The 26,286-nt window shown below is 71.1% G+C and carries 24 protein-coding genes and 1 rRNA gene; 15 read left to right on the forward strand and 10 right to left on the reverse strand.

Annotation, left to right across the window (positions count from 1 at the left end; all coding sequences use genetic code 11):
* Positions 1-97, forward strand: a 5S ribosomal RNA gene (gene rrf, locus ABH937_RS28740); the annotation flags it as partial.
* Between the two features lie 67 nt (positions 98-164).
* On the opposite strand, the gene ABH937_RS28745 is transcribed toward rrf, so the two are convergent.
* Positions 165-641: an NUDIX hydrolase gene (locus tag ABH937_RS28745; protein WP_280689866.1), complete on the reverse strand. Its 477-nt coding sequence runs from the start codon at positions 639-641 to the stop codon at positions 165-167.
* A gap of 24 nt (positions 642-665) precedes the next feature.
* Between ABH937_RS28745 and mshD the strand changes: the two genes are divergently transcribed.
* The 8 genes from mshD (at position 666) to pstB (ending at position 10,501) form a co-directional block, all read left to right on the forward strand.
* Positions 666-1,634 (forward strand): mycothiol synthase, encoded by a 969-nt coding sequence (gene mshD, locus ABH937_RS28750; RefSeq protein ID WP_280689864.1) that lies wholly within the window; start codon positions 666-668, stop codon positions 1,632-1,634.
* 249 nt (positions 1,635-1,883) lie between these two features.
* Entirely contained in the window at positions 1,884-4,124 is a 2,241-nt protein-coding gene (locus ABH937_RS28755) for an RNA degradosome polyphosphate kinase (protein WP_280689862.1), read from the forward strand.
* A 60-nt stretch (positions 4,125-4,184) separates the two neighbouring features.
* Positions 4,185-5,318 (forward strand): CHAD domain-containing protein, encoded by a 1,134-nt coding sequence (locus tag ABH937_RS28760; RefSeq protein WP_280689861.1) that lies wholly within the window; start codon positions 4,185-4,187, stop codon positions 5,316-5,318.
* Between the two features lie 167 nt (positions 5,319-5,485).
* A complete protein-coding gene (locus ABH937_RS28765; RefSeq protein WP_370145744.1) occupies positions 5,486-5,956 on the forward strand; it encodes an NUDIX hydrolase in 471 nt (156 codons plus the stop codon).
* Between the two features lie 304 nt (positions 5,957-6,260).
* Positions 6,261-7,397 (forward strand): phosphate ABC transporter substrate-binding protein PstS, encoded by a 1,137-nt coding sequence (pstS, locus tag ABH937_RS28770; RefSeq protein WP_280689859.1) that lies wholly within the window; start codon positions 6,261-6,263, stop codon positions 7,395-7,397.
* 161 nt (positions 7,398-7,558) lie between these two features.
* Entirely contained in the window at positions 7,559-8,602 is a 1,044-nt protein-coding gene (pstC, locus tag ABH937_RS28775) for a phosphate ABC transporter permease subunit PstC (RefSeq protein ID WP_280689858.1), read from the forward strand.
* The gene (pstA, locus tag ABH937_RS28780; protein WP_280689857.1) at positions 8,599-9,681 is read left to right on the forward strand and encodes a phosphate ABC transporter permease PstA; all 1,083 of its coding nucleotides are present in this window, start codon (positions 8,599-8,601) and stop codon (positions 9,679-9,681) included. Before pstC ends, pstA begins: the two co-directional genes overlap by 4 nt.
* 43 nt (positions 9,682-9,724) lie before the next feature.
* The gene (gene pstB, locus ABH937_RS28785; protein ID WP_280689856.1) at positions 9,725-10,501 is read left to right on the forward strand and encodes a phosphate ABC transporter ATP-binding protein PstB; all 777 of its coding nucleotides are present in this window, start codon (positions 9,725-9,727) and stop codon (positions 10,499-10,501) included.
* 147 nt (positions 10,502-10,648) lie between these two features.
* On the opposite strand, the gene ABH937_RS28790 is transcribed toward pstB, so the two are convergent.
* Both ABH937_RS28790 and ABH937_RS28795 read right to left on the reverse strand, forming a co-directional pair.
* Positions 10,649-11,644 (reverse strand): inorganic phosphate transporter, encoded by a 996-nt coding sequence (locus tag ABH937_RS28790; protein ID WP_280689854.1) that lies wholly within the window; start codon positions 11,642-11,644, stop codon positions 10,649-10,651.
* A 5-nt stretch (positions 11,645-11,649) separates the two neighbouring features.
* Positions 11,650-12,270 (reverse strand): DUF47 domain-containing protein, encoded by a 621-nt coding sequence (locus ABH937_RS28795; protein WP_280689853.1) that lies wholly within the window; start codon positions 12,268-12,270, stop codon positions 11,650-11,652.
* A 318-nt stretch (positions 12,271-12,588) separates the two neighbouring features.
* Between ABH937_RS28795 and ABH937_RS28800 the strand changes: the two genes are divergently transcribed.
* Positions 12,589-12,924: a metal-sensitive transcriptional regulator gene (locus tag ABH937_RS28800; protein WP_280689852.1), complete on the forward strand. Its 336-nt coding sequence runs from the start codon at positions 12,589-12,591 to the stop codon at positions 12,922-12,924.
* Here the strand turns inward: ABH937_RS28800 and ABH937_RS28805 are convergent.
* From ABH937_RS28805 to ABH937_RS28820, 4 genes are all read right to left on the reverse strand, one after another.
* Positions 12,902-13,150, reverse strand: a complete 249-nt coding sequence (locus ABH937_RS28805) for a hypothetical protein (protein WP_280689851.1) — start codon at positions 13,148-13,150, stop codon at positions 12,902-12,904. The genes ABH937_RS28800 and ABH937_RS28805 overlap by 23 nt on opposite strands.
* Before the next feature lie 173 nt (positions 13,151-13,323).
* The gene (locus ABH937_RS28810) at positions 13,324-14,253 is read right to left on the reverse strand and encodes a hypothetical protein (protein ID WP_280689850.1); all 930 of its coding nucleotides are present in this window, start codon (positions 14,251-14,253) and stop codon (positions 13,324-13,326) included.
* A 414-nt stretch (positions 14,254-14,667) separates the two neighbouring features.
* Positions 14,668-15,393: a phosphatase PAP2 family protein gene (locus tag ABH937_RS28815; RefSeq protein ID WP_280689849.1), complete on the reverse strand. Its 726-nt coding sequence runs from the start codon at positions 15,391-15,393 to the stop codon at positions 14,668-14,670.
* A gap of 128 nt (positions 15,394-15,521) precedes the next feature.
* On the reverse strand, positions 15,522-16,700 hold the full coding sequence (locus ABH937_RS28820; RefSeq protein ID WP_280689848.1) for a bifunctional lytic transglycosylase/C40 family peptidase: 1,179 nt from the start codon (positions 16,698-16,700) through the stop codon (positions 15,522-15,524).
* A 407-nt stretch (positions 16,701-17,107) separates the two neighbouring features.
* Between ABH937_RS28820 and ABH937_RS28825 the strand changes: the two genes are divergently transcribed.
* The 5 genes from ABH937_RS28825 (at position 17,108) to ABH937_RS28845 (ending at position 22,665) form a co-directional block, all read left to right on the forward strand.
* Complete coding sequence (locus ABH937_RS28825; protein WP_280689896.1) at positions 17,108-17,428, forward strand: hypothetical protein; 321 nt, start codon at positions 17,108-17,110, stop codon at positions 17,426-17,428.
* 180 nt (positions 17,429-17,608) lie between these two features.
* A complete protein-coding gene (locus ABH937_RS28830) occupies positions 17,609-18,418 on the forward strand; it encodes a hypothetical protein (protein ID WP_280689847.1) in 810 nt (269 codons plus the stop codon).
* Positions 18,408-19,703, forward strand: a complete 1,296-nt coding sequence (locus ABH937_RS28835) for a hypothetical protein (RefSeq protein ID WP_370219982.1) — start codon at positions 18,408-18,410, stop codon at positions 19,701-19,703. The genes ABH937_RS28830 and ABH937_RS28835 overlap by 11 nt, the downstream gene beginning before the upstream one ends.
* Positions 19,704-19,709: 6 nt before the next feature.
* Positions 19,710-21,296, forward strand: coding sequence for an SCO6880 family protein (locus ABH937_RS28840; RefSeq protein ID WP_280689843.1), 1,587 nt, complete (start codon positions 19,710-19,712; stop codon positions 21,294-21,296).
* Between the two features lie 58 nt (positions 21,297-21,354).
* Complete coding sequence (locus tag ABH937_RS28845; RefSeq protein ID WP_280689895.1) at positions 21,355-22,665, forward strand: ATP-binding protein; 1,311 nt, start codon at positions 21,355-21,357, stop codon at positions 22,663-22,665.
* A 42-nt stretch (positions 22,666-22,707) separates the two neighbouring features.
* On the opposite strand, the gene ABH937_RS28850 is transcribed toward ABH937_RS28845, so the two are convergent.
* The 3 genes from ABH937_RS28850 to ABH937_RS28860 form a co-directional block, all read right to left on the reverse strand.
* The gene (locus ABH937_RS28850; RefSeq protein ID WP_280689842.1) at positions 22,708-24,165 is read right to left on the reverse strand and encodes a HAMP domain-containing sensor histidine kinase; all 1,458 of its coding nucleotides are present in this window, start codon (positions 24,163-24,165) and stop codon (positions 22,708-22,710) included.
* 89 nt (positions 24,166-24,254) lie between these two features.
* Complete coding sequence (locus ABH937_RS28855; protein WP_280689841.1) at positions 24,255-25,025, reverse strand: response regulator transcription factor; 771 nt, start codon at positions 25,023-25,025, stop codon at positions 24,255-24,257.
* A gap of 72 nt (positions 25,026-25,097) precedes the next feature.
* On the reverse strand, positions 25,098-26,246 hold the full coding sequence (locus tag ABH937_RS28860; protein WP_370219983.1) for a trypsin-like peptidase domain-containing protein: 1,149 nt from the start codon (positions 26,244-26,246) through the stop codon (positions 25,098-25,100).
* Positions 26,247-26,286: the final 40 nt, after the last annotated feature.

Genomic DNA, 26,286 nt, shown 5'->3' on the forward strand with positions numbered 1-26,286 from the left:
GGAAACGCCCGGTTACATTCCGAACCCGGAAGCTAAGCCTCATAGCGCCGATGGTACTGCAGGGGGGACCCTGTGGGAGAGTAGGACGCCGCCGAACAATTCTTCTAGAGAAGCCCTCTTCCTTCGGGAAGGGGGCTTCTCTGCGTTTACCAACCAAACATCTGCTACAGCTGGCGAACTATCCGCCCCAGGGCCGGCCGCTCCCGATAGAGCGCGAGCGCGATGTCGACGAGTGGGATCCGGGGGAGTCCCGCGACGTCCGCGAGTGGAATCCAGGCGGCCAGATCGGTCGAGCCGTCCGCCTCGTTCCGCAGTTCACCACCGGCGATCCGGCCCTGGTAGATGATCCGCAGCCCCTGGAAGTCGCGTGGCGACGGGCCGTTCACCGGATCCGGCGGGTAGATCACCTGGTGCGAGTCGACGCCGAGCAGCCGTTCCAGCTCGACCAGGTAGCCGGTCTCCTCCTCGACCTCGCGGATGGCCGCGTCGTACGGGTCCTCGCCGTGGTCCAGTCCGCCGCCGGGCAGCGTCCACAGCCGCTCACCGTCGTGCGACACCCAGCGCGCGAGCAGGATCCGCTCGTTCTCGATACAGACCGCGTAGGCCGCAGGACGGAATCTTCGTCTGGCATCTGATGACATGTGAGGCAGCGTAGGGTCCGAATCATGGAGATCGCCACGAACATCACCTCCGCTGACACCCTCACCCCCGAGCAGCTCTCCGCTGTGCGGGCCGTGCTGCGAGCCGCCGCCGAGCTGGACGGGCGGGAGGCCGTTTCCGAGGCCGGTCGGCTCCGGCTGCGGACGACGGACCCGCGTCCGGGGATCCGGCACCTGGTGCTGACCGCCGCCGGTGCCCCGGCCGGATACGCACAACTCGAAGGAGCACAGGGGTCGTCGCCCACCACGGTCGAGTTCGCCGTCAGCCCTGACCGGCGCGGGCAGGGCCTGGGACGGCAACTGGCCGACGCCGTCCTCGCGGAAGCCGGCAAGGCCGGCGAAGGCGATGCGCGGCCGGCCGTCGACTTCTGGGCGCACGGCGGCCACCCCGCCGCGCGTCGGCTCGCCGAGCGGTACGGCGCGGAGCTGGTCCGCGAGCTGCGGCAGATGCGCCGCACCGGGCCGGCTCCCGCCGAGGTGCCCTTCCCCGCCGGGGTCACGCTGCGGACCTTCCGTCCCGGCGTGGACGACGAGGCCTGGCTGCGGCTCAACGCGCTCGCCTTCGCCCACCATCCCGAGCAGGGCTCCTGGACCGCGGGTGACCTCGCCGAGCGGATCGCCGAGCCGTGGTTCGACCCGAACGGTTTCTTCCTCGCGGTGCGCGCGGCGGAGTCCGGCGAGGAGCGGGTGGTCGGTTTCCACTGGACCAAGGTGCACCCGGCCACCGCCACCGAGCCCGAGCTGGGCGAGGTCTACGTGGTCGGCGTGGACCCGGCCGAGCAGGGCAACGGCCTGGGCCGGGCACTGACCGCGGCCGGTCTGCGGCATCTCGCGCAGGACCGCGGCCTGCCGACCGTGCTGCTTTACGTCGACGCCGACAACACGGCCGCCGTGCGGGTCTACGAACGAGTCGGATTCACCGTCCACGAGGTAGACCTGATGTATCGGGTCACCGAAGGCAAGCAGGTGGGGTAGCAGGCCGCAGGGCCGACCGCCTCAGCTTTCCTCCTGGCCATGCGGTGTTTACCGTGGATTCAATTGCCGCCGCGAAGATCACAGGATGACGTCCGTAGTGTCTCGCTCTCGCAGCGTGGGCCACATCGCCGGGGCCGGTCGGCTATCGACCGCCCCGAGCGGTCGGCTCCGTCCGCCGTGTCCGGCGGAGAGCGCAGCGGCTGAGTCGATCAGATGCCCGGATGTCCGTCGCTGGAGGAGCTGGAAACCATGACCGTCCCCCGCCCGGTCGCGGCCGAAGAGCCCGCAGCGTCCGACCCGTCAGGAGTGCCCACGATGCCCGAGTCCGCTGGTGTGCCGACGCCGTCCCGCCTGACCAAGGCGCTGGGGGTGGCCCTCGACCAGTTTCCCGACGCGTCCGGTGCCGACGAGCTGGAGGAGTTGCCGCAGGGCCGTTTCCTGGATCGGGAGCGCAGCTGGCTGGCGTTCAACGAGCGGGTGCTGGAACTCGCGGAGGACCCGGAGATCCCGCTGCTGGAGCGGACCAAGTTCCTGGCGATCTTCGCCAGCAACCTGGACGAGTTCTTCATGGTCCGGGTGGCCGGCCTCAAGCGTCGGATCGCCACTGGGGTCGCCCAGCGCAGCGCGTCGGGGCTGCAGCCGCGCGAGGTGCTCGATCTGATCTGGACCAGGTCGCGTGAGCTGATGGCGCGGCACGCGGCCGCGTTCCAGCAGGAGGTGCTGCCGGATCTGGCGGCCGAGGGCATCGAGCTGGTGCGCTGGGCGGAGCTGACCGACAAGGAGCAGGCCCGGCTGCACACCCTGTTCCGGGCGCAGATCTTCCCGGTGCTCACGCCGCTGGCGGTGGACCCGGCGCATCCGTTCCCGTACATATCGGGCCTGAGCCTGAATCTGGCGGTGGTGGTGCGCAACCCGGTCTCGGGTCACAAGCACTTCGCCCGGGTGAAGGTTCCGCAGTCGCTGATGCGCTTCCTGGAGGCCTCGCCGCAGCGGTACGTGCCGCTGGAGGACGTGATGGGCGCCCACCTGGAGGAGCTGTTCCCCGGGATGGAGGTGCTGGCCCACCACGCCTTCCGGGTGACCCGCAACGAGGATCTCGAGGTGGAGGAGGACGACACCGAGAACATCCTCAAGGCGCTGGAGAAGGAGCTCATGCGCCGCCGGTTCGGCCCGCCGGTCCGCCTCGAGGTGGAGGAGTCGATCGACCCCTATATCCTCGACCTGCTGGTGCGCGAGCTGAACATCACCGAGGCCGAGGTGTTCCCGCTGCCCGGGCCGCTGGACCTGACCGGGCTGTTCGGGATCGCCGGGCTGGACCGCCCGGAGCTGAAGTACTCCAAGTTCGTGGCCGGCACCGCGCGCGGGCTGACCGATGTCGAGTCGGCCTCGCAGCCGGACATCTTCGCCGCGATGCGCGAGCGCGACGTGCTGCTGCACCACCCGTACGACAGCTTCTCCACCTCGGTGCAGGCCTTCCTGGAGCAGGCCGCGGCCGACCCGCACGTGCTGGCGATCAAGCAGACGCTGTACCGCACCTCGGGCGACTCGCCGATCGTGGACGCGCTGATCGACGCGGCCGAGTCCGGCAAGCAGGTGCTGGTGCTGGTGGAGATCAAGGCGCGCTTCGACGAGCAGGCCAACATCAAGTGGGCCCGCAAGCTGGAGGAGGCGGGCTGCCATGTGGTGTACGGGCTGATCGGCCTGAAGACGCACTCCAAGCTCTCGCTGGTGGTGCGCCAGGAGGGCGAGACGCTGCGCCGCTACGCGCACGTCGGCACCGGCAACTACCACCCGAAGACGGCCAGGCTCTACGAGGACCTGGGGTTGTTGACGGCGGACCCGCAGGTCGGCGCCGACCTCTCCGACCTCTTCAACCGGCTCTCCGGCTACTCGCGCCGCGAGTCCTACCGGCGCCTGCTGACCGCGCCGCGCGGCCTGCGGGACGGGCTGATCGCGCGGATCCAGAACGAGGTCGCGGGCCACCACGAGGGCCGGCCGGCCTACGTGAAGCTGAAGCTGAACTCGATCGTCGACGAGCAGGTGATCGACGCGCTCTACCGGGCCGCGCAGGCGGGGGTGCCGGTGGACGTCCTGGTGCGCGGGATCTGTGCGATCCGTCCGGGAGTGGCCGGGCTGAGCGAGAACATCCGGGTGCGCAGCATCCTGGGGCGCTTCCTGGAGCACTCCCGGATCTTCGTCTTCGGCAACGGCGGCGACCCCGAAGTCTGGTTCGGCAGTGCGGATATGATGCACCGTAACCTGGACCGGCGGATCGAGGCGCTGGTGCGGGTGGCCGATCCGGCCCACCGCGCGGAGCTGTCCGGGCTGATCGACCTCGGCATGGCGGACGACACCGCGTCCTGGCATCTGGGGCCGGACGGGATCTGGTCCAGACGCAGCCATGACGCCGACGGTCACCGGCTGCGGGACATCCAGGAACTGCTCATCGATTCGCGCCAGCGGCGCCGGAGCGTCACCAGTTCGCTCTGACCATCCGACTGCTCCTGATCATCCGTCGCCTGCCCTGGGGGAACGGGGAGTACCCACGACATGACTGACGCGCCCATGACGACCTCGGCGTCCACCGCGACCGCCGAGGAGGTTCTCTCCCGCTATCTCACCGAGCAGGCGGGGCTGTTCCTGCGCGCCCTGCCGCAGGCCGTGGGGGAGGCGGGGGCCCGGCCCGGCGCGCTGCCCTCGTTGAACTCGTCCGGCACCAGTGCCGGGACCGGCGAGCTGCTGCGCGCGGTGCGGCGGGTCGGCGGCGCGCTGCACACCTTCGGGGTGCTCTTCGAGCCCGGCTGGGCGCAGGAGTCGCGCACCGAGCTGCGCTGGCTGCTGGGTCTGCTGGCCCAGGAGCCGGCCTTCGTGCGCAGATCGGCCCGCCTGCTGGCGGCGCTCGACACGCTCAGCGCCACCGGGCTCGGTGGCGAGTCGCGCGGCCCGGGGATGCTGGCCGGGCACCAGGGGGCGCCGAAGGCGCGGGCGCTGCTGGACCGGCAGCTGACCCTGGCCAGGACCCGGGCGCACAGTTCGGTGCTGCAGGAGCTGCGCTCGTCGCGGCTGCACGCGCTGGCGGATCGGATGACCTTGCTGGTGGGGGAGGTGCCGTTGCTGGCGCCGGCGCGCGGCCGGGCCGGCGAGGTGCTGCCGGCACAGGCGGCGGGGGCGTTCGGTGCGCTGGGGCAGGTGGTGCAGGCGCTGCCGCTGCACCGGGCGGCGACCGCGTACCAGGGGGACGCGCTGCACCGGTTGGCGGTGACTCCCGCGGTGATTCCAGCGGTGACCTCCGGGGTGACTCCCGCGATGGAGGCGTCGGTGCCGGTCCAGGGGCGGACGGGCGGCGCCGGAGACGCGGACGGGGCCCTGGCGGCGGACGACGCGCCGTGGCACCGGGTGCGGGTGCTGGTGAAGCGGGCCCGGTACGCGCTGGAGGTGTGCGGGCGGCCGGGACTCGAACTGGACGTGCTGGACCAGGTGCTGGACCGGCACCAGGAGGCGGCGGACGCGGCGGTGACGGTGGCCACGGCGGCGCGCACGCCGCGGATCACCCCGGCGACGGCGTACGTGCTGGGGGTGGTGCATGCTGATCAGCGATTGGAGGTCGAGGCGGCCAGGTACGCCTTCGGTCAGCAGTGGCCGACCCTCCCGCACCACGGATGGCATGAATGGGCGAGCGCCTGAGGGCGGAGCGGCAGCCGGATCCCCGCCGGGCGGACCCGAGGACGTCGGCGTCGGCCGAGCCGGGCGGGTCGTTGGCCCGTCGGCAGCTGCGGGAGGCGAAGAAGCACGGGCCGCGGACCGGCTCCGGGCACACGGTGGCGCCTGACTCGGCGGCGGCGGACGGTTCTGTGTCCGGGCCCGGGCCCGGCGGCGGTTCGGCGGGCCGGGTCGGCACGGTGCTGGCGGCGGGCGCGGTGCTGTGGCGGCCAGGTGGGCCGCGGCGGGACGGTTCGGGGGAGCGCAAGCCGCGGATCGCCTTGATCCACCGGCCCAAGTACGACGACTGGAGCCTGCCGAAGGGCAAGTTGCGGGCGGGCGAGACGCCGTGGCAGGCGGCGCTGCGCGAGGTGGAGGAGGAGACCGGGCTGGTCTGCCGGCTGCTGGCGCCGTTGCCCGCGCAGTACTACCTGGCGCAGGGGCGGCCCAAGGAGGTGCGGTACTGGGCGGCGGTGCCGGTGCGCGGGGAGTTCCGGCCGAACCGGGAGGTGGACCGGATGAAGTGGCTGAAGCCGGCCAAGGCGCGGGCCAAGCTGACCCATGCCCGGGACCGGGAGCTGATCGACGCGCTGCTCGCCCAGCTCGGGTGGCCGGCGGGCTGACCCGTCGCCGGTGTCGGCTGACGCACCATCAGCAACGCCGGATGTTCGCCCCGGTGACGACTGGCAGCCAGTTGATCACGTGTCTTGGTCTTATCCTTGCCGTGATGCAACCGTGACTACCAGCCCATGTTTCCTGGCATCCGTCCGAGGTTCACTCTCCGTTCATTTGCGACCGGCTGACGTGTCACCTGGTCCGCTTAGCTTCGGTCCTACCGGAGGGCCAGCGAGGCCCCGGACCAACAGCAAGGCCCGCAGGTCCGAACGTCGGATACGCGCGGGTTGTGCCAAAGAAAGGGACACCCCTGTGAAGCTCCAGCGGAACGGCCGCACCAAGGCCCTCGCGATCGGTGCCGTGGCGCTCGTCAGCACGCTGTCGCTCGCGGCCTGCGGCTCCGACAACAACAGTGCCAAGACCACCTCCTCCGCCTCGGGCGCCTCCAGCGCCGCGGCGATCACCTGTGCCTCGAAGCAGGCCCCGCTGCAGGGCGCCGGCTCGACCGCCCAGGGCAACGCGGTCGACGTCTGGAAGGCCGCCTACGGCACGGCCTGCTCCGGCACCCAGGTCAGCTACAACGGTGTCGGCTCCGGCGCCGGTGTCGCGCAGTTCAACCAGGGCAAGGTCGCCTTCGCGGGCTCGGACTTCGCGCTGAAGGCCACCGACGTCGCCGCCTCCAAGGCGGTCTGCCAGAACGGTGGCCAGGCCATCGACCTGCCGATGGTGGCCGGTCTGGTCACCCTGGTCTACAACGTCGACGGTGTGAACAACCTGATCCTGGACGGCCCGACCTCCGCCAAGATCTTCGACGGTCAGATCACCAAGTGGAACGACCCGGCGATCGCCGCGCTCAACCCGGGCGTGACCCTGCCGGCCGACGCGATCCAGACCTTCCACCGGTCGGACGACTCGGGCACCAGCTACAACCTGACCTCGTACTTCGCGAAGACCTCGGGCGGCGCCTGGTCCTACCCGGCCAGCAAGACCTGGGCGGGCAAGGGCGGCCAGTCGGCCACCGGCAGCGCCGGTGTCGCGGCCCAGATCAAGCAGGTCAAGGACTCGATCGGCTACGTCGAGCTGTCCTACGCGCAGAACAACAGCCTGAAGACCGCCAGCATCAACACCGGTGCCGCCAAGGCCGTCGACGCCACCGCCGCCAACGCCGCCATCACGCTGGGCAACTCCACCGTGGTCGGCACCGGCAACGACCTGGCGCTGCAGCTCGACTACGGCACCAAGGCCGACAACGCCTACCCGATCGTCCTGGTGACCTACGAGATCGCCTGCGACAAGGGCAACGCCCCGGCCACCCTGGACAGCCTGAAGTCCTTCTTCACCTACATCGCCAGCAACGGCGGCCAGCAGGCCATCGCCGACAAGGGCTACGTCCCGCTGCCGACCCCGGTCGCCAGCAAGGTGCAGGCCGCAATCGGCAACCTGAGCTGATCCGCTCCACAGCTTGACCGGTCGGCGGTCCCATGACGGGGGGACGGGATCGCCGACCGGATGTCTCCACCGCACCACCTCACCACCGATTCGTCCGGGGCACCGCCGCCATGGTGCCGCCCGCCCGCCGGGCAGCACCGCCAGACCGGAGTTAGAACTTCATGACTTCCTCCCCACCGCCCGACTTCTCCGAGAAGTCCGGGCCCCCCGCTTCCACCGGGGTCCGTCCACCCGCTTCCACCGGCCGATCCGGGCAGAGCTCCCTCAAGGGCAACAGCCGCCTGGGCGACAGCGTGTTCTTCGGCCTCTCGGCCGGCTCCGGGATCCTGCTGCTGGTCATCATGGCCGCGATCGCGGGCTTCCTGCTGTTCCGCAGCGGGATCGCGATCAGCAAGGACCACACGAACTTCCTCACCACCTTCGGCTGGGACCCCGACAACATCCTGAAGCCCAGCTTCGGTATCGCGGTCCTGGCCTTCGGCACGATCGTCAGCGCGGCCATCGCGATGCTGATCGCGGTCCCGATCGCGACCGGCATCGCGCTGTTCATCTCGCACTACGCGCCGCGCCGGATCGCCCAGCCGTTCGCCTACCTGGTGGACCTGCTGGCCGCGGTGCCCAGCATCATCTACGGCCTGTGGGGCGCGCTCTTCCTGGTGCCGCACCTGAACGGGCTGATGAGCTGGCTGAACGAGTACCTCGGCTGGACCTACATCTTCAAGACCACCGACCCCGGCGCCCCGGCCCGCAGCCTGTTCACCGTGGGGATCCTGCTGGCGATCATGGTCCTGCCGATCATCACCGCGGTCAGCCGCGAGGTGTTCCGCCAGGTCCCGCGGGCCCACGAGGAGGCCGCGCTGGCCCTCGGCGCGACCCGCTGGGAGATGATCCGCACCGCCGTCCTGCCGTTCGGCCGTCCCGGCATCATCTCGGCCTCCATGCTGGGCCTGGGCCGCGCGCTCGGCGAGACGATCGCGGTGGCCACGGTGCTCTCCTCCAGCAGCGTGCTGTCGCTGCACATCCTGGACGCGGGCGGTGGCACCTTCGCGCAGAACATCGCGCTGAAGTTCGGCGAGGCCGGCCCGCTCGGCAAGGACGCGCTGATGGCCGCCGGCATGGTGCTGTTCGTGATCACGCTGCTGGTGAACGGTGCGGCACGGCTGATCATCGCCCGCCGCAAGGAGTACTCGGGAGCCAACGCATGACCACCGCGCCTTCCGTAGCGGACCGCACGCCGGTCCCCCAGCTCAACCACACGCTCACCGCGGCCCGGCTGCCGCGCTGGGCCCCGGCCGGGGTCGCGGCGCTGTCCATCGTGCTCGGCTGCGCGATCGGCGCCGGCGCCGGTCTGGCCAGCCACCTGCAGTGGGGGCTGCTCGCCGCCCTGCTCTTCGTGGCGATCAGCTTCGGGCTCGCGGCCCGGGTCGAGGGCGTCCGGCAGGCCAAGGACCGGATCGCCACCTCGCTGATCTGGGTGGCCTTCATCCTGGCGGTCATCCCGCTGGTCTCGCTGATGGTCTACACGATCCAGCAGGGCGCCGGCGTGGTGAACGGCGACTTCCTGACTCACTCCATGCGTGGTGTGGTGGCCTCCTCGGGCCCCGGCGGCGGTATCTACCACGCGCTGCTCGGCACCCTGCAGCAGATCGGCCTGGCCACCGCGATCGCCGCCCCGATCGGCCTGCTCACCGCGGTCTACCTGGTCGAGTACGGCCGCGGGCCGCTGGCCAAGATCGTCACCTTCTTCGTCGACGTGATGACGGGTATCCCGTCCATCGTCGCCGGTCTGTTCATCCTCTCCGTCTGGAACATCGGGCTCGGCTTCCAGTACTCCGGCTTCTCGGGCAGCCTCGCGCTGGCGATCCTGATGATGCCGGTGGTCGTCCGGTCCACCGAGGAGATGCTCAAGCTCGTCCCGAACGAGCTGCGCGAGGCCTCGTACGCGCTCGGTGTGCCGAAGTGGAAGACCATCCTGCGGATCGTCCTCCCGACCGCCATCGGTGGCATCACCACCGGCGTGATGCTGGCGATCGCCCGCATCGCCGGTGAGACCGCTCCGGTCATGATGCTGGTGGGCGTCTGGGACTCGATCAACAGCAATCCGTTCGTCGGACCGCAGGAGTCGTTGCCGGTCTTCATCTGGCAGCAGTACTCCCAGGTCAACAACCAGTACGGGTACGCCCGTGCCTGGGGTGCCGCGCTGGTGCTGATCGCTCTGGTGATGGGTCTCAACCTGATCGCCCGGGGCATCGCAAGCTGGCGCTCGCCCAAGGCCGGGCGCTGACCGACCGACTGACGTACGAACAGACGAGAGAAGAAGAAAGATCATGGCTAAGCGCATCGACGTCAGCGGACTGTCGGCCTACTACGGCGGAACCAAGGCCATCGAGGACATCTCGATGACCGTCGAGCCCCGCTCGGTGACGGCGTTCATCGGCCCCTCCGGCTGCGGCAAGTCCACCTTCCTGCGCACCCTCAACCGGATGCACGAGGTGATCCCGGGCGCCCGGGTCGAGGGCAAGGTCCTGCTGGACGACGAGAACCTCTACGGTGCCGGCGTCGACCCGGTGGCGGTGCGGCGCACCGTCGGAATGGTCTTCCAGCGGCCGAACCCGTTCCCGACCATGTCGATCTACGAGAACGTGGTCGCCGGGCTCAAGCTCGCGGGTGTGAAGAAGAAGGCCGTGCTGGACGGCGTGGTGGAGAGCTCGCTCAAGGGCGCCAACCTGTGGAACGAGGTCAAGGACCGGCTGAACAAGCCGGGCGCCGGCCTCTCCGGTGGCCAGCAGCAGCGGCTCTGCATCGCCCGCGCGATCGCGGTCGAGCCGCAGGTGCTGCTGATGGACGAGCCCTGCTCCGCGCTGGACCCGATCTCCACGCTGGCGATCGAGGACCTGATCGGCGAGCTCAAGGAGCGGTTCACGATCGTCATCGTGACCCACAACATGCAGCAGGCGGCCCGTGTCTCCGACCGCACCGCCTTCTTCAACCTGGCCGGCGTGGGCCAGCCGGGCAAGCTGATCGAGCTGGACGACACCCAGCGGATCTTCTCGAACCCGTCGGTGCAGGCGACCGAGGACTACATCTCCGGCCGCTTCGGCTAGACCGTCCGGTCGGATCGAGCTGCTCCACGGCGCTGCATGGCGGTGCCGCCGCGGAGTATGAGAGGGCCCGCCCCCCGGGAAGTGGGGGGCGGGCCCTCGTCTTTTCGTTCTGCTGTCTTTCGCTCTGCGGTCTTTTCGTTCTGCGCGTCAGCTGACGATCGCCCAGGTGACGCCGTAGACGGCCGCGGCGACCAGGGCCGCGGCCGGCATGGTGATGAACCAGCCCAGCACGATGTTCTTGGCCACGCCCCAGCGCACCGCGCGGATCCGCTTGGTCGCGCCGACACCCATGATCGAGGCGGTGATCACGTGGGTGGTGGAGATCGGCGCCTTGAAGACGTAGGACGTGATGTACATGATCGTCGCCGAGGTGGACTCGGCGGCGAAGCCCTGTGGCGGGTCCAGCTCGATGATCTTGCGGCCCAGGGTCCGCATGATCCGCCAGCCGCCCGCGTAGGTGCCCAGCGACAGCATGGCGGCGCAGGAGAGCTTGACCCAGATCGGAATGCCGTTGCCGCTCTGGTGACCCGAGATGGTCAGCGCCAGCACCACGACGCCCATCGTCTTCTGGGCGTCCTGCAGACCGTGGGCCAGCGCCATCGCGGCGGCCGAGGCGGTCTGCGCGACCCGGAAGTTGCGCTTGGCCTTGTGCGGGTTGGCGCGGCGGAAGAGCCAGAGGATGCCCAGCATCACCAGGTAGCCGGCCAGCAGGCCGACGATCGGCGAGACCACCATCGGGATGATCACCTTGTCGACCACCCCGCTCCAGATCACCCCGGTGCCGGCGGCCAGCGCCGCCCCGACCAGGCCGCCGAAGAGCGCGTGCGAGGAGGAGGACGGCAGGCCGAAGTACCAGGTGACCAGGTTCCAGGCGATCGCGCCGACCAGCGCGCCGAAGAGGACCGTCATCCCCTGGCTGCCCTGCGGGGTGTCGATCAGCCCCTTGGAGACGGTCTGCGCCACGCCGCTGCCGAGGAAGGCACCGGCCAGGTTCATCACCGCGGCCATCGCCAGCGCGGCCTTCGGGGTCAGTGCCCGGGTGGAGACCGAGGTGGCGATCGCGTTCGCCGAGTCGTGGAAGCCGTTGGTGTAGGTGAAGAAGAAGGCGACGCCGACGACGCAGATGAGTGCTGCCATGTCCACGCTGGTCAGGACTCCTTGACCGCGATGGTCTCCACCGTGTTGGCGACATGCTCGAACGCGTCGGCGGCCTCCTCCAGCACGTCGACCACCTGCTTCAGCTTGAGCACCTCGATCGCCTCGTACTGGCCGCTGAACAGGTGGGCCAGCAGCTTGCGGTGGATCTGGTCCGCCTGGTTCTCCAGCCGGTTGATCTCGATCCAGTACTCGTTCAGCCCGGACATGCTGCGCAGGTTCGGCATCGCCGCGGCGGTCAGCTCGGCGGCCCGGGCCAGCACCTCGATCTGCTGCTCGACACCCGCGGGCAGGGTCTGGATGTCGTAGAGGACGACCAGGTCGACGGCCTCCTCCATGAAGTCCATGATGTCGTCCAGCGAGGAGGCCAGGCTGTAGATGTCCTCACGGTCGAACGGCGTGATGAACGAGGAGTTGAGCTGGTGGAAGATCGCGTGGGTGGTGTCGTCCCCGGCGTGCTCGGCGGCGCGCATGCGCTCGACGATCTCCGCCCGGGACGAGACGTCTGAGCCCAGCAGTTCCAGCAGGAGCTTCGATCCGACGACCAGGTTCTCCGCGGCTGCGGCGAACATGTCGTAGAAGCTCGTCTCCTTCGGGGTCAGGCTAAAACGCACGGAAATCTCCGATGAGCGGGGAGTGGACTGAATGATGCTAGGTGCTCTGCGTCGGCATTGTGCAAACGGGGTGTGCGGCGGGGAACCGGATACTCCTCTTCCGGCCACTGGCCGAGCGGTACCCGTTCGGGCCCCGTACGTCGGCGGGCGGTCGTGAGGTCTCAGTCTGACGGAAGCTCGAAGGGATTGCCCCCGGCTTCGGCCCGGTGATCGTGATCCGCCGCCCGGACGGGGTAACCCCATGGGCGGCCGCGGTGCGGGACACTGGGGTCTGTCTGACAATTCCCGTCGGGCGCGGACGAGAACGGGGCAGGCCCGATGACCACCAGCAGCAGCACGGACGGCAGCGCCGTCGCGGCCGGCAACCACGGCCCGCACGGGTACAGCTCGCACAAGGCGGACCATCTCAAGCGGCTGCGCCGGATCGAGGGTCAGGCCCGGGGGCTGCAACGGATGGTGGAGGAGGACGTCTACTGCATCGACATCCTCACCCAGGTCTCGGCCAGCACCAAGGCGCTGCAGTCCTTCGCGCTGGCGCTGCTGGAGGAGCACATCAAGCACTGCGTGGCGGCCGCCGTCGAGGAGGGCGGCCCGGCGATGGACGAGAAGGTGGCCGAGGCGATGGCGGCGATCAGTCGGCTGCTGCGGAGCTGACCGGGGCGCCGCCGTGGCCGGCCGCGGCCTCGGGCGCCCGGCTCGGGTGCAGCAGCACCTCGTCGATCCGGGCGGTGGGCAGCCGGTCGCCGGCGCTGGCCGTCGCCGCGATCATCAGCTCGCCGGCCAGCTCGATCTCGTCGAGGGCCGCGCTCTCGTGGCCGCCTGTGCGATCCGCGCGATCCGCCCGATCTGTTCGATCCGCTCGATCCGCCGAGGACGACATCCTGCACCACCCCTTCACCACCCGTACGCCGGGGCGGCAGCCACCCTCCCCCGGCCTTCGGCCGGGAGGCGCCCCCATCCAGCCTAGAGAGTGCCGGGCCCGGTCCCCATGGCACGGACGGGCCATCTCTGTCGCCGAAACGGGTGGCTGCCGGCGCGGAGCCGAGGTGGCCGTCACTTCGTCGGCGAGCCGGACTCCGTCATCTCGACCACGTCGGCGGCGGGCGGCTCGCTGAGCTGGACCGGCTTGCCGAAGTCGCTGAAGGTCAGTGAGGAGGTGACCTTCACCTGGTCCTTGGCGTCCTTGGAGCCGGCCACCCCGGCGAAGGTGAAGAACTCGGTCACCTTGTTCAGCCGCCCCTGGGCGTCCAGCCAGGCCTCGAACGGGACGTCCTTGACGGTGAAGGTGGCGGCCGCCATCCGCAGGCCGTACGCCCCCTGGCCGCCGGTGGCGTCGGCGGCCTTCGCCAGGTCGAGAGTGCCCTTGTAGTGCTTGAGCGGCACGCCGTTCAGCGTCTCGTCGCCGACCACCGAGGCCTGCTGGACACCGCGCAGGGCCGCGGCGGCGGTGGCCGGGTCGGTGGCGCCGTTGCTGATCAGGTTGCCGTCGGCGAGCTGGCGCACGTCCAGCTTGACCCACTTGCCCGCAGGCACCTTGGCGCCGCTGTTCTGCAGGAAGACGATGCCCGGCTCGACCACCTCGACCACCTTGCCGGTGGTGGCCGCCCCGGGCGGCACCTGCACCTCCAGGCGGCCGATCCGCTTGCCGTAGTCGTACGAGCCGCTGCCGGAGAAGTCGGCCTGCTTCGCGCCCGACTCGGTGGTCAGCTGGGTGGCGGCCTGCACCGAGCCGGTCCGCCCGGTGATGTCGGCGGCGTTGCGCACGGCCGTCAGCGGGTCGTCGGCGAGCTTGTCGGCCACCGGGCTCTGGCTCGCCGTCCCGGCGGGGCTCGCGTCGGCGGAGCCGCCGGAGGCGCCGCCGCAGGCCGACAGCGTGGCGGCCAGCAGGGCGGCGGCCGCCACCGGGCCGAGCAGGCGGGCGGAGCGGGCCGCCGTCGTGCTGAACGTCGGTGTGCTGTTCGTCGTCGTGCTGTTCGTCGTCATGGTGATCTCAACCCCCAGGGTGATCCGGTCCCCGACGGGCCGGACGACCGGCGGGCCGCCGCCCCTGGGTGGGCGGGGCCGGTACTGGCGAAAACGACCGGCCGTCGCGCGGGTTACGGCAGTGACGGCGCGCGGCGGCCGGTGCGCGCCGGGGATAGGGGTCGGGAGTTACCGTTAACAACGTGTATACGGAGCCGTCGGCCCACGCCGACTCCCGCGATGAACACGAAGACGGGCCCGCCGCGCACCGGGTGGCGGTCGCCGAGCGAGGGTCCTTCGCGTACGCCTCCTGTGACTGCGGCTGGTTCGCGCCGGCCCGGCGCTCGCGCGATCGGGCGCGGCGGGACGCGGGCGAGCATCAGGCGGGGGCGGGCTCGGCGTAGCGTTCGCCGCGGGGCGCCGGCCGGGGCCGGATCAGGCGGCGAGATCGGAATCGGCGGTGGTGGCGCGTTCCGGGCCGGGCAGCGGGCGATCGAGCGCCCGGGCGCCGCGCCGACGGCGCCCGCCGCGCGGGTTGCCGTACGGGCCGGCCGTGATCAGCGGCGCGGCCGCCGTGCGGGCCAGCGCGTGGCACAGCGGCACCAGGACGGCCATCGCCAGCGGGGCCAGCAGCAGCACCACGGCGGTGGCGAGGGCGTAGCCGCCCAGCACGTCGGTCGGATAGTGCACGCCCATGAAGATCCGGCAGAAGCCCTGCAGCGCCGCCAAGGTGCCGGCCAGTGCCCCCAGCCGCCGGTCGACCAGGAAGAGCGCCACGGCCACCGCCATCGACATGGTGGCGTGGTCACTGACGAAGGAGTGGGTGCCGGCCTTGCCGGCCACCAGCACGTCCAGGCCCGGGTGGTTCAGGAACGGGCGGGGCCGGTTCACGATGGCGGCGATCGGCAGGTTGGCCAGTTCGGCCAGGGCCACCGCGAGCGGGACCCAGAGCACCCCGGCCACCGCCGCGGGCGCGGCCGGCCGGTGGCGGGCCCGCAGCCAGGCGACGGCGCACAGGGTGAACAGGCCGAGCAGGATGCCGTACTCGCCGATCCAGGAGACCAGGCCGTCGAGCCAGCCGGGGGAGGCCTTGGCCCAGCCGTTGACGGTGTAGAGCAGTTCGAGGTCCGGGTTGCTGGTGTCGGCAAGCAGCGTCGACACGCCGTACCTCCTGTGCGCCGCGTGGTCGGTGGGTGGCCCTGTGCATAACGAGCCGGGCGGAGCACAGCGTTCCATGGCAGGCGGGTGTTACGGAAACTTGACGTGAGCCGGGCGGATCTGGTGGGCCGTCAGGCGGCCTTCCCCGGCCTGGTGGTGCTGGCGCCGGTGGGCAGGGCGGCCGCGGCGGCGGGTGGCGCGGGGTTCGAAGCGGGGGCGCCGGGCGGCGGAGTGGTCGGGGTGGCGGTCGACTGGGCCGGGCCGTTCGCGCCGGGGTCGGAGCCGCCGGTGATGTTGCCGTTGCCGTTGTTGTCGCGGACCGGTACGGCGGCGGCGCCGTCCTGGGTGACCCGGGTGGCGCCGATGTACTCCTTCTGATCGATGGAGTCGTAGCGGATCACCGCGCCGGTGTGCGGGGCGTTGATCATGTAGCCGCCGCCGACGTAGATGCCGACGTGGTGGATGGTGCGCGGGTCGCTCAGGTCGGTGGCGAAGAAGACCAGGTCGCCGGGGCGCAGTTGGTCGCGCGAGGGGTGCGGTCCGGCGTACCACTGGTCGTTGGCCACCCGGGGCAGCGTGATGCCGACCGAGGCGTAGGCGGCCACGGTCAGGCCGGAGCAGTCGAACTCGTAGTTCTGCGAGGCGAGTCCGTCGCCGCCCCACAGGTAGGGCGTGCCGAGCTTGGTCTGGGCGAAGTAGATCGCGCCGGAGGCCTGCGGGGAGACGGCGACCGTGCTGGTGGGTGCGGTGAAGCTCGCCTCCAGCGCCTTGATCGAGCGGACGTACCCCTGGGTCTCGGTGTAGCCGGGCACCCCGCCGGCGCTGATCACCGCGTAGGGGCCGGCGTTGTAGGCGGCGAGCAGGTTGGCCTGCGGGTCGCCGGGGACGTTGGCGGTGTCCTTGGCCAGCGCGCAGTCGTAGTTGGCGGCCGAGGCGATGGCGTCGGCCGGGTTCCAGATGTCGACCTTGCCGTCACCGTCGCCGTCCACTCCGTAGATCGCCCAGGTGCTCGGCAGGAACTGGGCCAGGCCAAGCGCCCCGGCACCACTGCGGGCTGACGGATCGAAGCCGCTCTCCTGGTAGAGCTGGGCGGCCAGCATCGGCGGGGAGATCTGCGGGCACTTGCCGCCGGCCTGCTGGATCAGGCCCTGATAGGCGGCCGGAACGGTCCCCGGGGCGAGCGCCAGGCCCGAGCCGCCGGCCTGCACGGTGCCGCCGGCGGCGTATGTTCCGACGCCGACCAGCAGTAGGAAGCCGAATGCAACAGCTCCCCCCGCGATCGCCGCGCGACCGCCTTTCCGGAGTACCATCAGCACCATCCCGATGCAGTGTCAGAGTGCTTGTGCCCCAGTGGATCCTGGGCCGGAGCCTCCGGCGCGACACGGGCCCGCATATGCCCCCCGCACGCGCCAGGGCGATCGGCCGACACCCCCGCCAGTCTTCTGCAAGGCGTTGCTCGGCGCAATCATCGGAGATACAAAGAGTGAGCGCTATCCTTCGTACGGTGGACATACTGACGTACATGTCCCGAGCCGCGCGACCAATCTGCAAGAAGTAGCCAAGTCGACATCAGATCCGGCCAAGAATAGGCCTCAGCCCTTCGCGCTCCTGAGGTGATGGGCCTTCAATTGCCTGAGCGGGCGGTGAGACAGGAATGCACGTGAGTGACACAGCGAGCAGTGTGGGTGGCGTCGTGAACGGATACGCGGGGGGCTTGCTGGCAGACCCGAGCCCGAGTCCGGCCCCGAAGGGCAGCATCGACACCATCATCGGGGGAATCGCCCCGGACTGGGGCCCGTTCTCCACCCTCGGTTCGGAGGCCCGGATCATGGTGGAGGTCGTGATGGCGGTCGCCATTCTGGCTTGCCTGGCGATCGCGGTCTGGGGGGCGGCGAAGCAGCGGATCGGAGCCACCGCGATGCGCGACACCTTCAGTGCCGAGCAGGGCAAGGGGCTGATCATCGCCGGCCTGACCGGCGTGTTCATCATCGGATCCCTGGGCACTCTGTTCACCATTGTGTACGGCATGTCCATCTGACGGTCAGACAGTCATACCGGAAGTCTTCCGACAGTCGTACCGGTAGCCGTGCCGGTCGGTCAGAATCGGAGAGTCAGAACTGGACGGCCGACCTGCGGTCAGCCAGGTCGGCCGCCGCCGGGTGTCCCGGAACGTAACGCTGGAGCCCACCGCCGGCTCCCCTGTCCCAGGAGGGCCGCCGTGCCGTTGCCCGACGACCAGCCGCACACCCGTACGCGGCTGCCGGTCGGCGAACAGTCCTCCCCGTATCCGGCGGGCCGTCAGCCCCGGCCGCTGCGCACCCTGCTGACGGTGCTGCTGGTGGTCACCCTGCTGGTGGTCGCGATCGCCATCGCCAACCGCGGCAAGCCCGACCCCTCGGCGAGCGGCGGCCACCAGGCCCCCCCGCCGCCCGGGGCGAGCGCGCCCACCGCGCCCAGCGGCACCCAGCCGGTCAGCACCACCAGCAACGGGATCGCCACCGGCTACCCCGACACCGAACAGGGCGCCCAGTCGGCGGCGGCCAACTACGCGGTCGCGCTGGGCAGCACCGACATGTTCCGGGCCGACGGACGGCGCGGCGTGTTCGCCACCATCGCCGACCCGGCCACCGCCGACGCGCTGCGCGGCCGGCTGGACCAGCAGCTCACCGCGGCCGTGCTGAGCGGCTACGGCCTGGACGCCCAGGGCCAGCCGCCCAAGGGACTCACCTTCGTCAGCCGCACGGTGCCGATCGGCACCCACACGGACGGCTACACGGCCGACAGCACCAAGGCGATGGTCTGGTGCACGGGGTTGGAGGGGCTGGCCGGAACCTCCTCGACCAAGCCGGTGTCCGCGAACTGGTTCACGCTCACGCTGAGCCTGCGCTGGACCGGCGGCGACTGGAAGCTCACCGACTTCGCCACCCAGAACGGCCCCGCTCCCGTCCCAGCCGACCAACAGGCCGCCAGTGCCGACGAGATCACCGGCGCCGTCCAGCAGTTCGGAGGCTTCCGCTATGCCCGCTGACGGTCTGCAAGGCTCCCTCCTGCGCCGGACCGGGCGGCTGGGGAGCGCGGTGCTGCTGGTGCAGCTGGGCGGGCTGCTGCTGGCGCAGCGCGCCTTCGCGGCGCCGTCGCCTTCGGGGGGTCCGAGCCCGTCCGCTGCCCCGTCGCCTGGTGCCTCGGGGGGCTGCAACGTCCTTCCGCTGCCCGGCAGCGACGTGTACTGCGCCCAGGGCAATGGTGGTACCAACCTCCCCGGCACCTCCACCGTGGGCTCCGTCACCGACCCCCTCGGCTCGCTCGCCAAGGGCTGCGCCCAGGCCGCCGCCTGGGTGGTGCGCAGCCTGTCCGGCCAGATAGACGGCACCACCCAGGTCGACTTCACCAACGCCAGCTTCCTGCAGCAGTACGCCGTCGTCTTCGCCGGCGCCACCGTGGTCACCCTGGTGCTGTGGCTGCTCGCGGTGACCAAGCGCGCGGTGCGCGGGGTGCCGCTGACCCAGGCCTTCTCGGAGGCGATCGGCTTCCTCTGGCTGACCGTGGTGGCCTCCGCCTTCACCCCGCTGATCCTCTACACCGTGACCGGCGCCACCGACAGCCTGACCGCCGCCATCGCCTCGGGGACCAAGTCGGACACCAAGGGCTATCTCGGCGGGCTCGCCGACACCCTGGAGCACGGCACGATCGGCGGCGGTCCGCTGATCCTGATCCTGGTCTCGCTGGTCGCGGTGCTGGCCGCCGCGGTGCTCTGGATCGAACTGCTGATCCGGGCCGCGATGCTCTACGTGGGAGCGCTGCTGGGCACCGCGGTCTACGCCGGCCTGGTGGACAAGCAGTTGTGGAAGCACGTGCGCCGCTGGGCGGGCCTGATGGCCGCGATCGACCTCGCCAAACCGGTGATCGTGATCATCCTGGGCCTGGCCAGCGCGGTGGCCAGTGGCGCCGGAGCCTCGGACGACTTCGCCCGGGTGCTCTCGGGCCTGGCGATCCTCTTCCTGTCGATCTTCGCCAGCACCGCCATCTACCGCTTCGTGCCCGGCTTCGGTGACGAGATGGTGCACCTGCGCCAGGCCCGGGCGAGCGCGGTGTCGGCCGGCTCGGCGATGATCAACGGTCCGGCCAACCTGGTGAAGCAGGGCATCTCGACGCACGGCTCGCGCGGCGGCGCCGAGGGAGGGGGCGGCGGGGGTGGTGGCGCCGGTGGCGGCTCGGCCGCGGCCGGGATCGCCGCGCACGCCTCGCGCACCCCGGCGCCACCGGCCCAGCCGCCCGCCCAGGCCCCAGCACAGAACCCAGCGAAGGGAGGGTGACGCACCTTGAGCAGCGAGCTCGGCCAGTACGGGGGGCAGTACGCCCAGAGTTATGTCCACCAGCGCCGCACCTATCTGATCGGCAAGGCCCGACCGAACGCGCCGATCGGGCGCAACCGGGAGTCGGGGGAGATCCTGCTGATCATCTTCGGCGCCTTCCTGGGCATGCTCTGGGGCCTGCTGATGCCGATCCTGGCGCTGCGGATCGCCGGCCTGGTCGGCTTCCCGCTGCTGGCGATCGCCGCCGTCTACGTCCCCTACCGGCGCCGGACCTTCTACAAGTGGGTCGAGATCAACCGCAGCTACCGGCGCACCGTGCGCAGCGGGCGGGCCGTGTGGCAGTCCACCGCGATGGACGCCGGCACCCGTCTTGACGGCCGCGAGATCGAGGTCGGCCCGCCGCCGGGGGTGGGCCGGCTGCGCTGGCTGAGCGCGCCGTTCGGGCCGGACGAGGTCGCGGTGCTGATGCACCTGGAGCGGCGCACGGTCACCGCCGCGATCGAGATCGAGGGCCCGGGCGTGGGCCTGCGCGACTCCGAGGACCAGGAGGCGCTGGTCGACCGCTTCGGCACGCTGCTCAAGCATGTCGCCAACGGGGACGGGTTCGTGACCCGGCTGCAGATCCTGGCCCGCACCCTGCCCGCCGACCCGGACGCGCACGCCAAGGACGTCGAGCGGCGCGGCGATCACGACGCGCCGCGCTGGCTGCAGGACTCCTACGACCAGCTGCAGTCGATGGTCTCCACCTCCTCCGAGCAGCACCGGGCCTACCTGGTCGCCTGCATGCAGTACAACCGCGACCTGGCCGCCGAGGCGCACGCGATGGGCCGCAGCGCCTACGACAAGCGGGACGCCGACCAGGCGAACCGCGACGACGAGGGCCTGGCGGCCGTGATGGCACGTGAACTGACCGACATCTGCGCCCGGTTGGCCGAGGCCGACATCCGGGTGCGGCAGCCGCTCGGCCAGGCCAGGCTCTCCTCGCTGCTGCACTCGATGTACGACCCGGACCACCCGATCGACCACCTCCAGGCGATGAGCCGGCGCAACGCCTGGCCGGCCGAGCTGGACGCCACCCACCCGCAGTACCTGACCGCCAAGACCCGCGAGTCCGCCACCCGCGCGCCCTGGTGCCACGCCACCGCCTGGATCAAGGAGTGGCCGCTCACCCCGGTGGGCGTCAACTTCCTGGCCCCGCTGCTGGTCCACACCCCCGACGTGATCCGCACGGTGGCCGTCACCATGGACCTGGAGCCCACGGACGTGGCGATCGAGCGGATGCTCACCGAGAAGACCAACGACGAGGCCGAGTCCAGCCGGGCCGCCAAGATGAACCGCACGGTCGACCCGCGCGACCTGGCCCACACCGGCCGGGTCGACCAGCGCGGCGACGACCTGGCCTCCGGCGCCGCCGGGGTCAACCTGGTCGGCTACATCACCGTCTCCTCGCGCAGCCCCGAGGCGTTGGCCCGCGACAAGCGGACCATCCGGGCCTCGGCCGGCAAGAGCTACCTCAAGCTGGAGTGGTGCGACCGCGAGCACCACCGGGCGTTCGTCAACACCCTGCCGTTCGCCACCGGCATCCGCCGCTGACCCGCACTGGAGGCCCCCCTTGGCGATTGGCAATCTCACCGACGCCTTCACCAGCCTGATGTTCGGCAAGGTGGAGACCGCCCGGCTGCCGGTGCGCACCTCCACCGGCCAGGCCCAGGCGGTCTACCTGCCCACCGCCGCACCGGGCCTGGGCGACTCCGGGGTGATCATCGGGCGCGAGGTCTACAGCGGCAAGGGGTACGTCTACGACCCGTTCCAGCTCTACGGCCAGCAGCTGCCCGCCCCGCACTGGCTGGTCCTCGGCGAGTCCGGCAACGGCAAGTCGGCGCTGGAGAAGACCTACGTGCTGCGCCAGTTGAGGTTCCGCGACCGCCAGGTGGTGGTGCTGGACGCACAGGGCGAGGACGGCGTCGGCGAGTGGAACCTGATCGCCAACGCGCTGGGCATAAAGTCGGTGCGCCTGGACCCGATGGCGGCCCGGGACGGCGGGGTGAAACTCAACCCGCTGGACCCGGCGATCACCACCACGGGCCAGCTGTCGCTGCTGCGCACCATCATCGAGGTGGCGATGGGGCGCGGGCTCGAGGAGCGGGCCGGCTTCGCGCTGAAGGCCGCGCACGCCCATGTGCGGGCCACGGTGACGGACCGTCAGCCGATCCTCGGCGACATCATCGACACGCTGCGCCGCCCCGACCTCTCCTCGGTCGAGTCGCTGGGCGTCGAGCCGCAGGAGGTGCAGTCCTGGGGCCTGGACGTGGCCCTGGTGCTCGACCGGCTGGTCGACGGCGACCTGCGCGGCATGTTCGACGCCTCGACCACGGACGGCATCGACCTGGACGCCCCGCTGATCGTCTTCGACCTCTCGCACATCGACCGCAACTCGATCGCGATGCCGATCCTGATGGCCATCGTCGGCGTCTGGCTGGAGCACACCTGGATCCGCCCCGACCGGAAGAAGCGCATCTTCCTGGTCGAGGAGGCCTGGCACATCATCAACAGCCCGTTCGTCGCCCAGCTCTTCCAGCGGCTGCTCAAGTTCGGCCGCCGGCTCGGCCTGTCCTTCGTCGCGGTGGTCCACCACCTGTCGGACGTGGTGGACGGGGCGGCGGCGAAGGAGGCCTCGGCGATCCTCAAGATGGCCTCCACCAGGACCATCTACATGCAGAAGGCCGACGAGGCCAGGGCCACGGGCCGGGTGCTGGGCCTGCCCCGGTGGGCGGTGGAGATCATCCCGACCCTCTCCCCGGGCATCGCGGTCTGGGACGTCAACGGCAACGTCCAGGTGGTCAAGCACATCATCACCGACGCCGAGCGCCCGCTCGTCTACACCGACCGCGCGATGACCGAGGACGCGGTCGCGGAGCGGATCCGGGCGGAACGTCAGCTCGCGGCGGAGCCGGGGGTCTGACGTTCCGCCCGGGCCGCGAAATGGGGGTCCCCCCGGCCGCCCTCAGTCCCTGGGCAGCACCGGCGGCACGGCGTCCGGCTGCTCGGGCACGCCGGGCAGCCGGACCACCGCGAGGGCACCGGGGCCGCCGTCCTGCGCCGCTCCGAGGGCGACCTGGCCGCCGGAGTCCTGGATGGTCTGCGCCACGATCGACAGGCCGAGCCCGGAGCCCGGGAGTTGGCGCGAGGAGGGCGAGCGCCAGAACCGGTCGAAGACGTACTGCAGCTCGTCGGCCGGAATGCCGGGCCCGTGGTCGCGCACGGTGAGCCGGCCCTCGTGCAGCGCGACGTCGACGGCCCCACCGGGCGGGCTGTACTTGACCGCGTTGTCCAGCAGGTTCATCACCGCCCGCTCCAGCGCGGCGGCGTCCGCCCGGACGTACCAGGGATCGAGCTCGACGTTGAAGGTCAGCCCGGGGCCACGGAGTTTGCCACGCTCGACCGCCCGCACCACGATGTCGTGGAACGCCACGGTGGCCACGTTCTGCCCCGGGCGCGGGGAGTCGGGACGGGAGAGTTGCAGCAGGTCGCCGATCAGCACGGTGAGCTCCTGCATCTGGGCCTTCATGCTGTGCAGCAGCTTGGTCTTGGTCGCGGGGGGCAGCGGCCGGCCGGTGTCGTCGCTGCGGATCATCAGGTCGACGTTGGTGCGCAGCGAGGTGAGCGGCGTGCGCAGCTCGTGCCCGGCGTCGGCGATCAGCCGGGTCTGCCGCTCGCGGGAGTTGGCGAGGGCGGTGCTCATCGAGTTGAAGGAGCCGGAGAGCCGGGCGATCTCGTCGTTGCCGTGCACGGGGATGGTGGTTCCGACCTCCTCGGTGCGGGCGATGTGCTCGACAGCGTCGGTGAGGTCGTGCACGGGGCGCAGCGCGGCCCGCGCGACCAGGCGGCCGGTGATACCGGCCAGGGCGACGCCGCCGACGGCGACGCCGCCGAGGATCAGGGCCAGTTGCTGCAGGGAGGCTTCGACGCTCTTCACGGGCAGCGCGGTGAGCAGGACGTAGACGTTCTGCGCGGAGTCCTGGACGGCGCTGACCCGGACCTCGACCGGTGTACCGTCCACGAAGGTTCCGGAGCGGTAGCTGACCTGATCGCTGCCGAAGCTGACGGCATCCTGGTCGCCTGGTGCGAGCTGGATGCCCTTGGTGGAGCCGGGAGTGAGGCAGACCTGCGAGTCGACCGGCGAGTAGATCTCGGAGCTGGACTGCTCGGCGCGCGGCGGTCGTTTGGCGGCCACACTGCCGCGATGCGGCGGGTGCTGCTCGACCGCGGTCTGCGCGGCCGCCGGCGTGGGTCCGCAGTTCGTCGGGCCGACCGGGGTGACGACGTCCAGCGGGCTGGCCGCCAGGTTCGCCCTGACCTGCTGGTACAGCCGCTGGCTGACCAGGAACCAGCACGCCAGCGCCGACAGCGCGATCACCACGGCCACGGCCGCCGCCGTGAGGATCGCCAGCCGACTGCGCAAGGTTCTCCCGTGGTACCACCTCGCCACGCGTCCCCGCCCCCGTTGCCATGCCACTCTCGTCATCGCCCTCAGTTCGCTATCGCCGTCGCTCAGCCGGTCGTGCCGCTGGGTGCCCGCAGCGCGTAGCCGACCCCGCGCACGGTCTGGATGAGGCGCGGCATGCCGCCCTGCTCGGTCTTGCGCCGCAGGTACATCACGTACACGTCCAGCGAGTTCGACGACGGCTCGAAGTCGAAGCCCCAGACCGCCTTGAGGATCTGCTCCCGGGTGAGCACCTGGCGCGGGTGCGCCAGGAACATCTCCAGCAGCATGAACTCGGTGCGGGTGAGCTCCACGGGGCGCCCTTCGCGGGTGACCTCGCGGGTGGCGGTGTTCATCCGCAGGTCGGCGAAGGCCAGCACCTCGGAGTCGTCCTCGACGGCGGTCGCCCGGGCGGCGGCCTCGGTCGCCAGCGCGTTGCGGCGCAGCAACGCGCGGATCCGGGCGAGGAGTTCGTCGAGTTCGAAGGGCTTGGCGAGGTAGTCGTCCGCGCCGACGTCGAGGCCGGTGACCCGGTCCCCGACGGCGTCGCGGGCGGTGAGCATCAGGACGGGGGCGGTGTCCCCGCGCGAGCGCATCCGGCGCACCGCGGTGAGGCCGTCCATCCGGGGCATCATGATGTCGAGCAGCACCAGGTCGGGCTGGTCGCGTTCGACGGCCTCCAGCGCCTCGTAGCCGTCCGTGGCGGTGGTGACCTCGTAGCCCTCGAAGGCGAGGCTGCTCTCCAGGGCGTCCCGCAGTGCGGGTTCGTCGTCGACCACGAGCAGGCGGGCGGTGGCCGGCTGCTCGGCAGGGGTGCGGTCGTCGGCGGGGGGAGTCATCGGCGGTGTGGCCCTCTCTGGGTCCGGAAGGGGTCTTGCCATTGTGCGGTGTTCGGCGGGCCGAACCGTGGACTACAGCGTCTGACCGGCCTGCATCTTCGGCAGCACCTGCTTGACGGCGTTGATCGGGATGGCGAAGCCGAGGCCGACGCTGCCCGCCTGGCTGCTGCTGGTGGAGCCGCTGCCGCTGCCGGAGTACATCGCGGAGTCGATGCCGATCACCTGGCCGGCCGAGTTGATCAGCGGACCGCCGGAGTTGCCCGGGTTGAGTGCGGCGTCGGTCTGCAGGGCCGAGTAGGTGGCGGTGTCCGAGGCGGTGGCGGTGCTGGAACGACCGCCGTAGCCCGGGAAGTAGGGGTAGCCGAAGCCGCCGTTGCCGCGCGTGCTGCCCTCGTCGACCTGGACGGTGACCTGGCGGTTCTTGGCGCTGATGATGCCGGAGGTGACGGTGCCGGTCAGGCCGTCGGGGTTGCCGATGGCCACCACGGAGTCGCCGACCGCCATCGCGTCGGAGTCGCCGAGGGTGGCGGTGGGCAGGCCACTGGCTCCGCTCGCGGTGATCACCGCGACGTCCAGCGACTTGTCGCTCCCGGTGATGCTGCCCGAGGTCTTGGTGCCGTTCTGGTAGGTGACGGTGATCGTGCCACCGCCGCCCACGGCGCTGGAGATCACGTGGTAGTTGGTGAGGATCTGCCCGTTCGCGGTGAGGACCACGCCGGTGCCGGTCGAGGTGCCGCTGTTCGACTGGACGTCGATCTGCACCACGCTGGGCGAGACGACGGCGGCGATCGCGGCCACGTCGGCGCTGCCGTCGCTCTTCGCGGAGACGGGGCTGACCAGCGTGGTGGAGCCGGCGGAGGTGCTGTGCCGGGCATCGGCGACCGCGCCGCCGGCCAGCCCGCCGAGCACGGCGGCGACCGCGGCGACGGCGGTGACCAGGGCGAGCCGGCCGCGCAGGAACCCGGTGCGGGCCCGGTGCGCGGGGCTGCCCGGCTCGGGCTGCTCGCCGACCACGGTGGGCGGCGGGCCGTAGTAGGGGGGCTCGCCGCCGGCCGAGGCGGCCGGGGTGCCGGCGGCGTAGGCGCCCTGGGTGTAGTCGAAGTGGGCCACGGCCGGGGCCGGCGCCATCGGGTGTTCCTGGTGAGCGGTGGGTGCTCCGGCCGGCTTCGGCGGGAGGCTGGACCCCGACTCATCTGCGGTGGTGCGGTACTGGTCGCTCATGGATCAAACCGTCCGCCCGGCGGATGAAGAACCCATGAGA

Source organism: Kitasatospora sp. GAS1066B, from assembly GCF_041262605.1.
In the GTDB taxonomy this organism is placed as follows: Bacteria; Actinomycetota; Actinomycetes; order Streptomycetales; family Streptomycetaceae; genus Kitasatospora.

What these genes read in the sequence shown, in the direction of transcription:
- pstC (WP_280689858.1), top strand. Translation starts at nt 7,559, where the DNA reads ATGACTTCCTCCCCACCGCCCGACTTCTCCGAGAAGTCCGGGCCCCCC.
- ABH937_RS28855 (WP_280689841.1), bottom strand. Translation starts at nt 25,025, where the DNA reads ATGACTCCCCCCGCCGACGACCGCACCCCTGCCGAGCAGCCGGCCACC.
- ABH937_RS28860 (WP_370219983.1), bottom strand. Translation starts at nt 26,246, where the DNA reads ATGAGCGACCAGTACCGCACCACCGCAGATGAGTCGGGGTCCAGCCTC.
- pstA (WP_280689857.1), top strand. Translation starts at nt 8,599, where the DNA reads ATGACCACCGCGCCTTCCGTAGCGGACCGCACGCCGGTCCCCCAGCTC.
- mshD (WP_280689864.1), top strand. Translation starts at nt 666, where the DNA reads ATGGAGATCGCCACGAACATCACCTCCGCTGACACCCTCACCCCCGAG.
- ABH937_RS28800 (WP_280689852.1), top strand. Translation starts at nt 12,589, where the DNA reads ATGACCACCAGCAGCAGCACGGACGGCAGCGCCGTCGCGGCCGGCAAC.
- ABH937_RS28755 (WP_280689862.1), top strand. Translation starts at nt 1,884, where the DNA reads ATGACCGTCCCCCGCCCGGTCGCGGCCGAAGAGCCCGCAGCGTCCGAC.
- ABH937_RS28835 (WP_370219982.1), top strand. Translation starts at nt 18,408, where the DNA reads ATGCCCGCTGACGGTCTGCAAGGCTCCCTCCTGCGCCGGACCGGGCGG.
- ABH937_RS28805 (WP_280689851.1), bottom strand. Translation starts at nt 13,150, where the DNA reads ATGTCGTCCTCGGCGGATCGAGCGGATCGAACAGATCGGGCGGATCGC.
- ABH937_RS28820 (WP_280689848.1), bottom strand. Translation starts at nt 16,700, where the DNA reads ATGGTACTCCGGAAAGGCGGTCGCGCGGCGATCGCGGGGGGAGCTGTT.
- ABH937_RS28845 (WP_280689895.1), top strand. Translation starts at nt 21,355, where the DNA reads ATGTTCGGCAAGGTGGAGACCGCCCGGCTGCCGGTGCGCACCTCCACC.
- ABH937_RS28760 (WP_280689861.1), top strand. Translation starts at nt 4,185, where the DNA reads ATGACTGACGCGCCCATGACGACCTCGGCGTCCACCGCGACCGCCGAG.
- ABH937_RS28810 (WP_280689850.1), bottom strand. Translation starts at nt 14,253, where the DNA reads ATGACGACGAACAGCACGACGACGAACAGCACACCGACGTTCAGCACG.
- pstB (WP_280689856.1), top strand. Translation starts at nt 9,725, where the DNA reads ATGGCTAAGCGCATCGACGTCAGCGGACTGTCGGCCTACTACGGCGGA.
- ABH937_RS28745 (WP_280689866.1), bottom strand. Translation starts at nt 641, where the DNA reads ATGTCATCAGATGCCAGACGAAGATTCCGTCCTGCGGCCTACGCGGTC.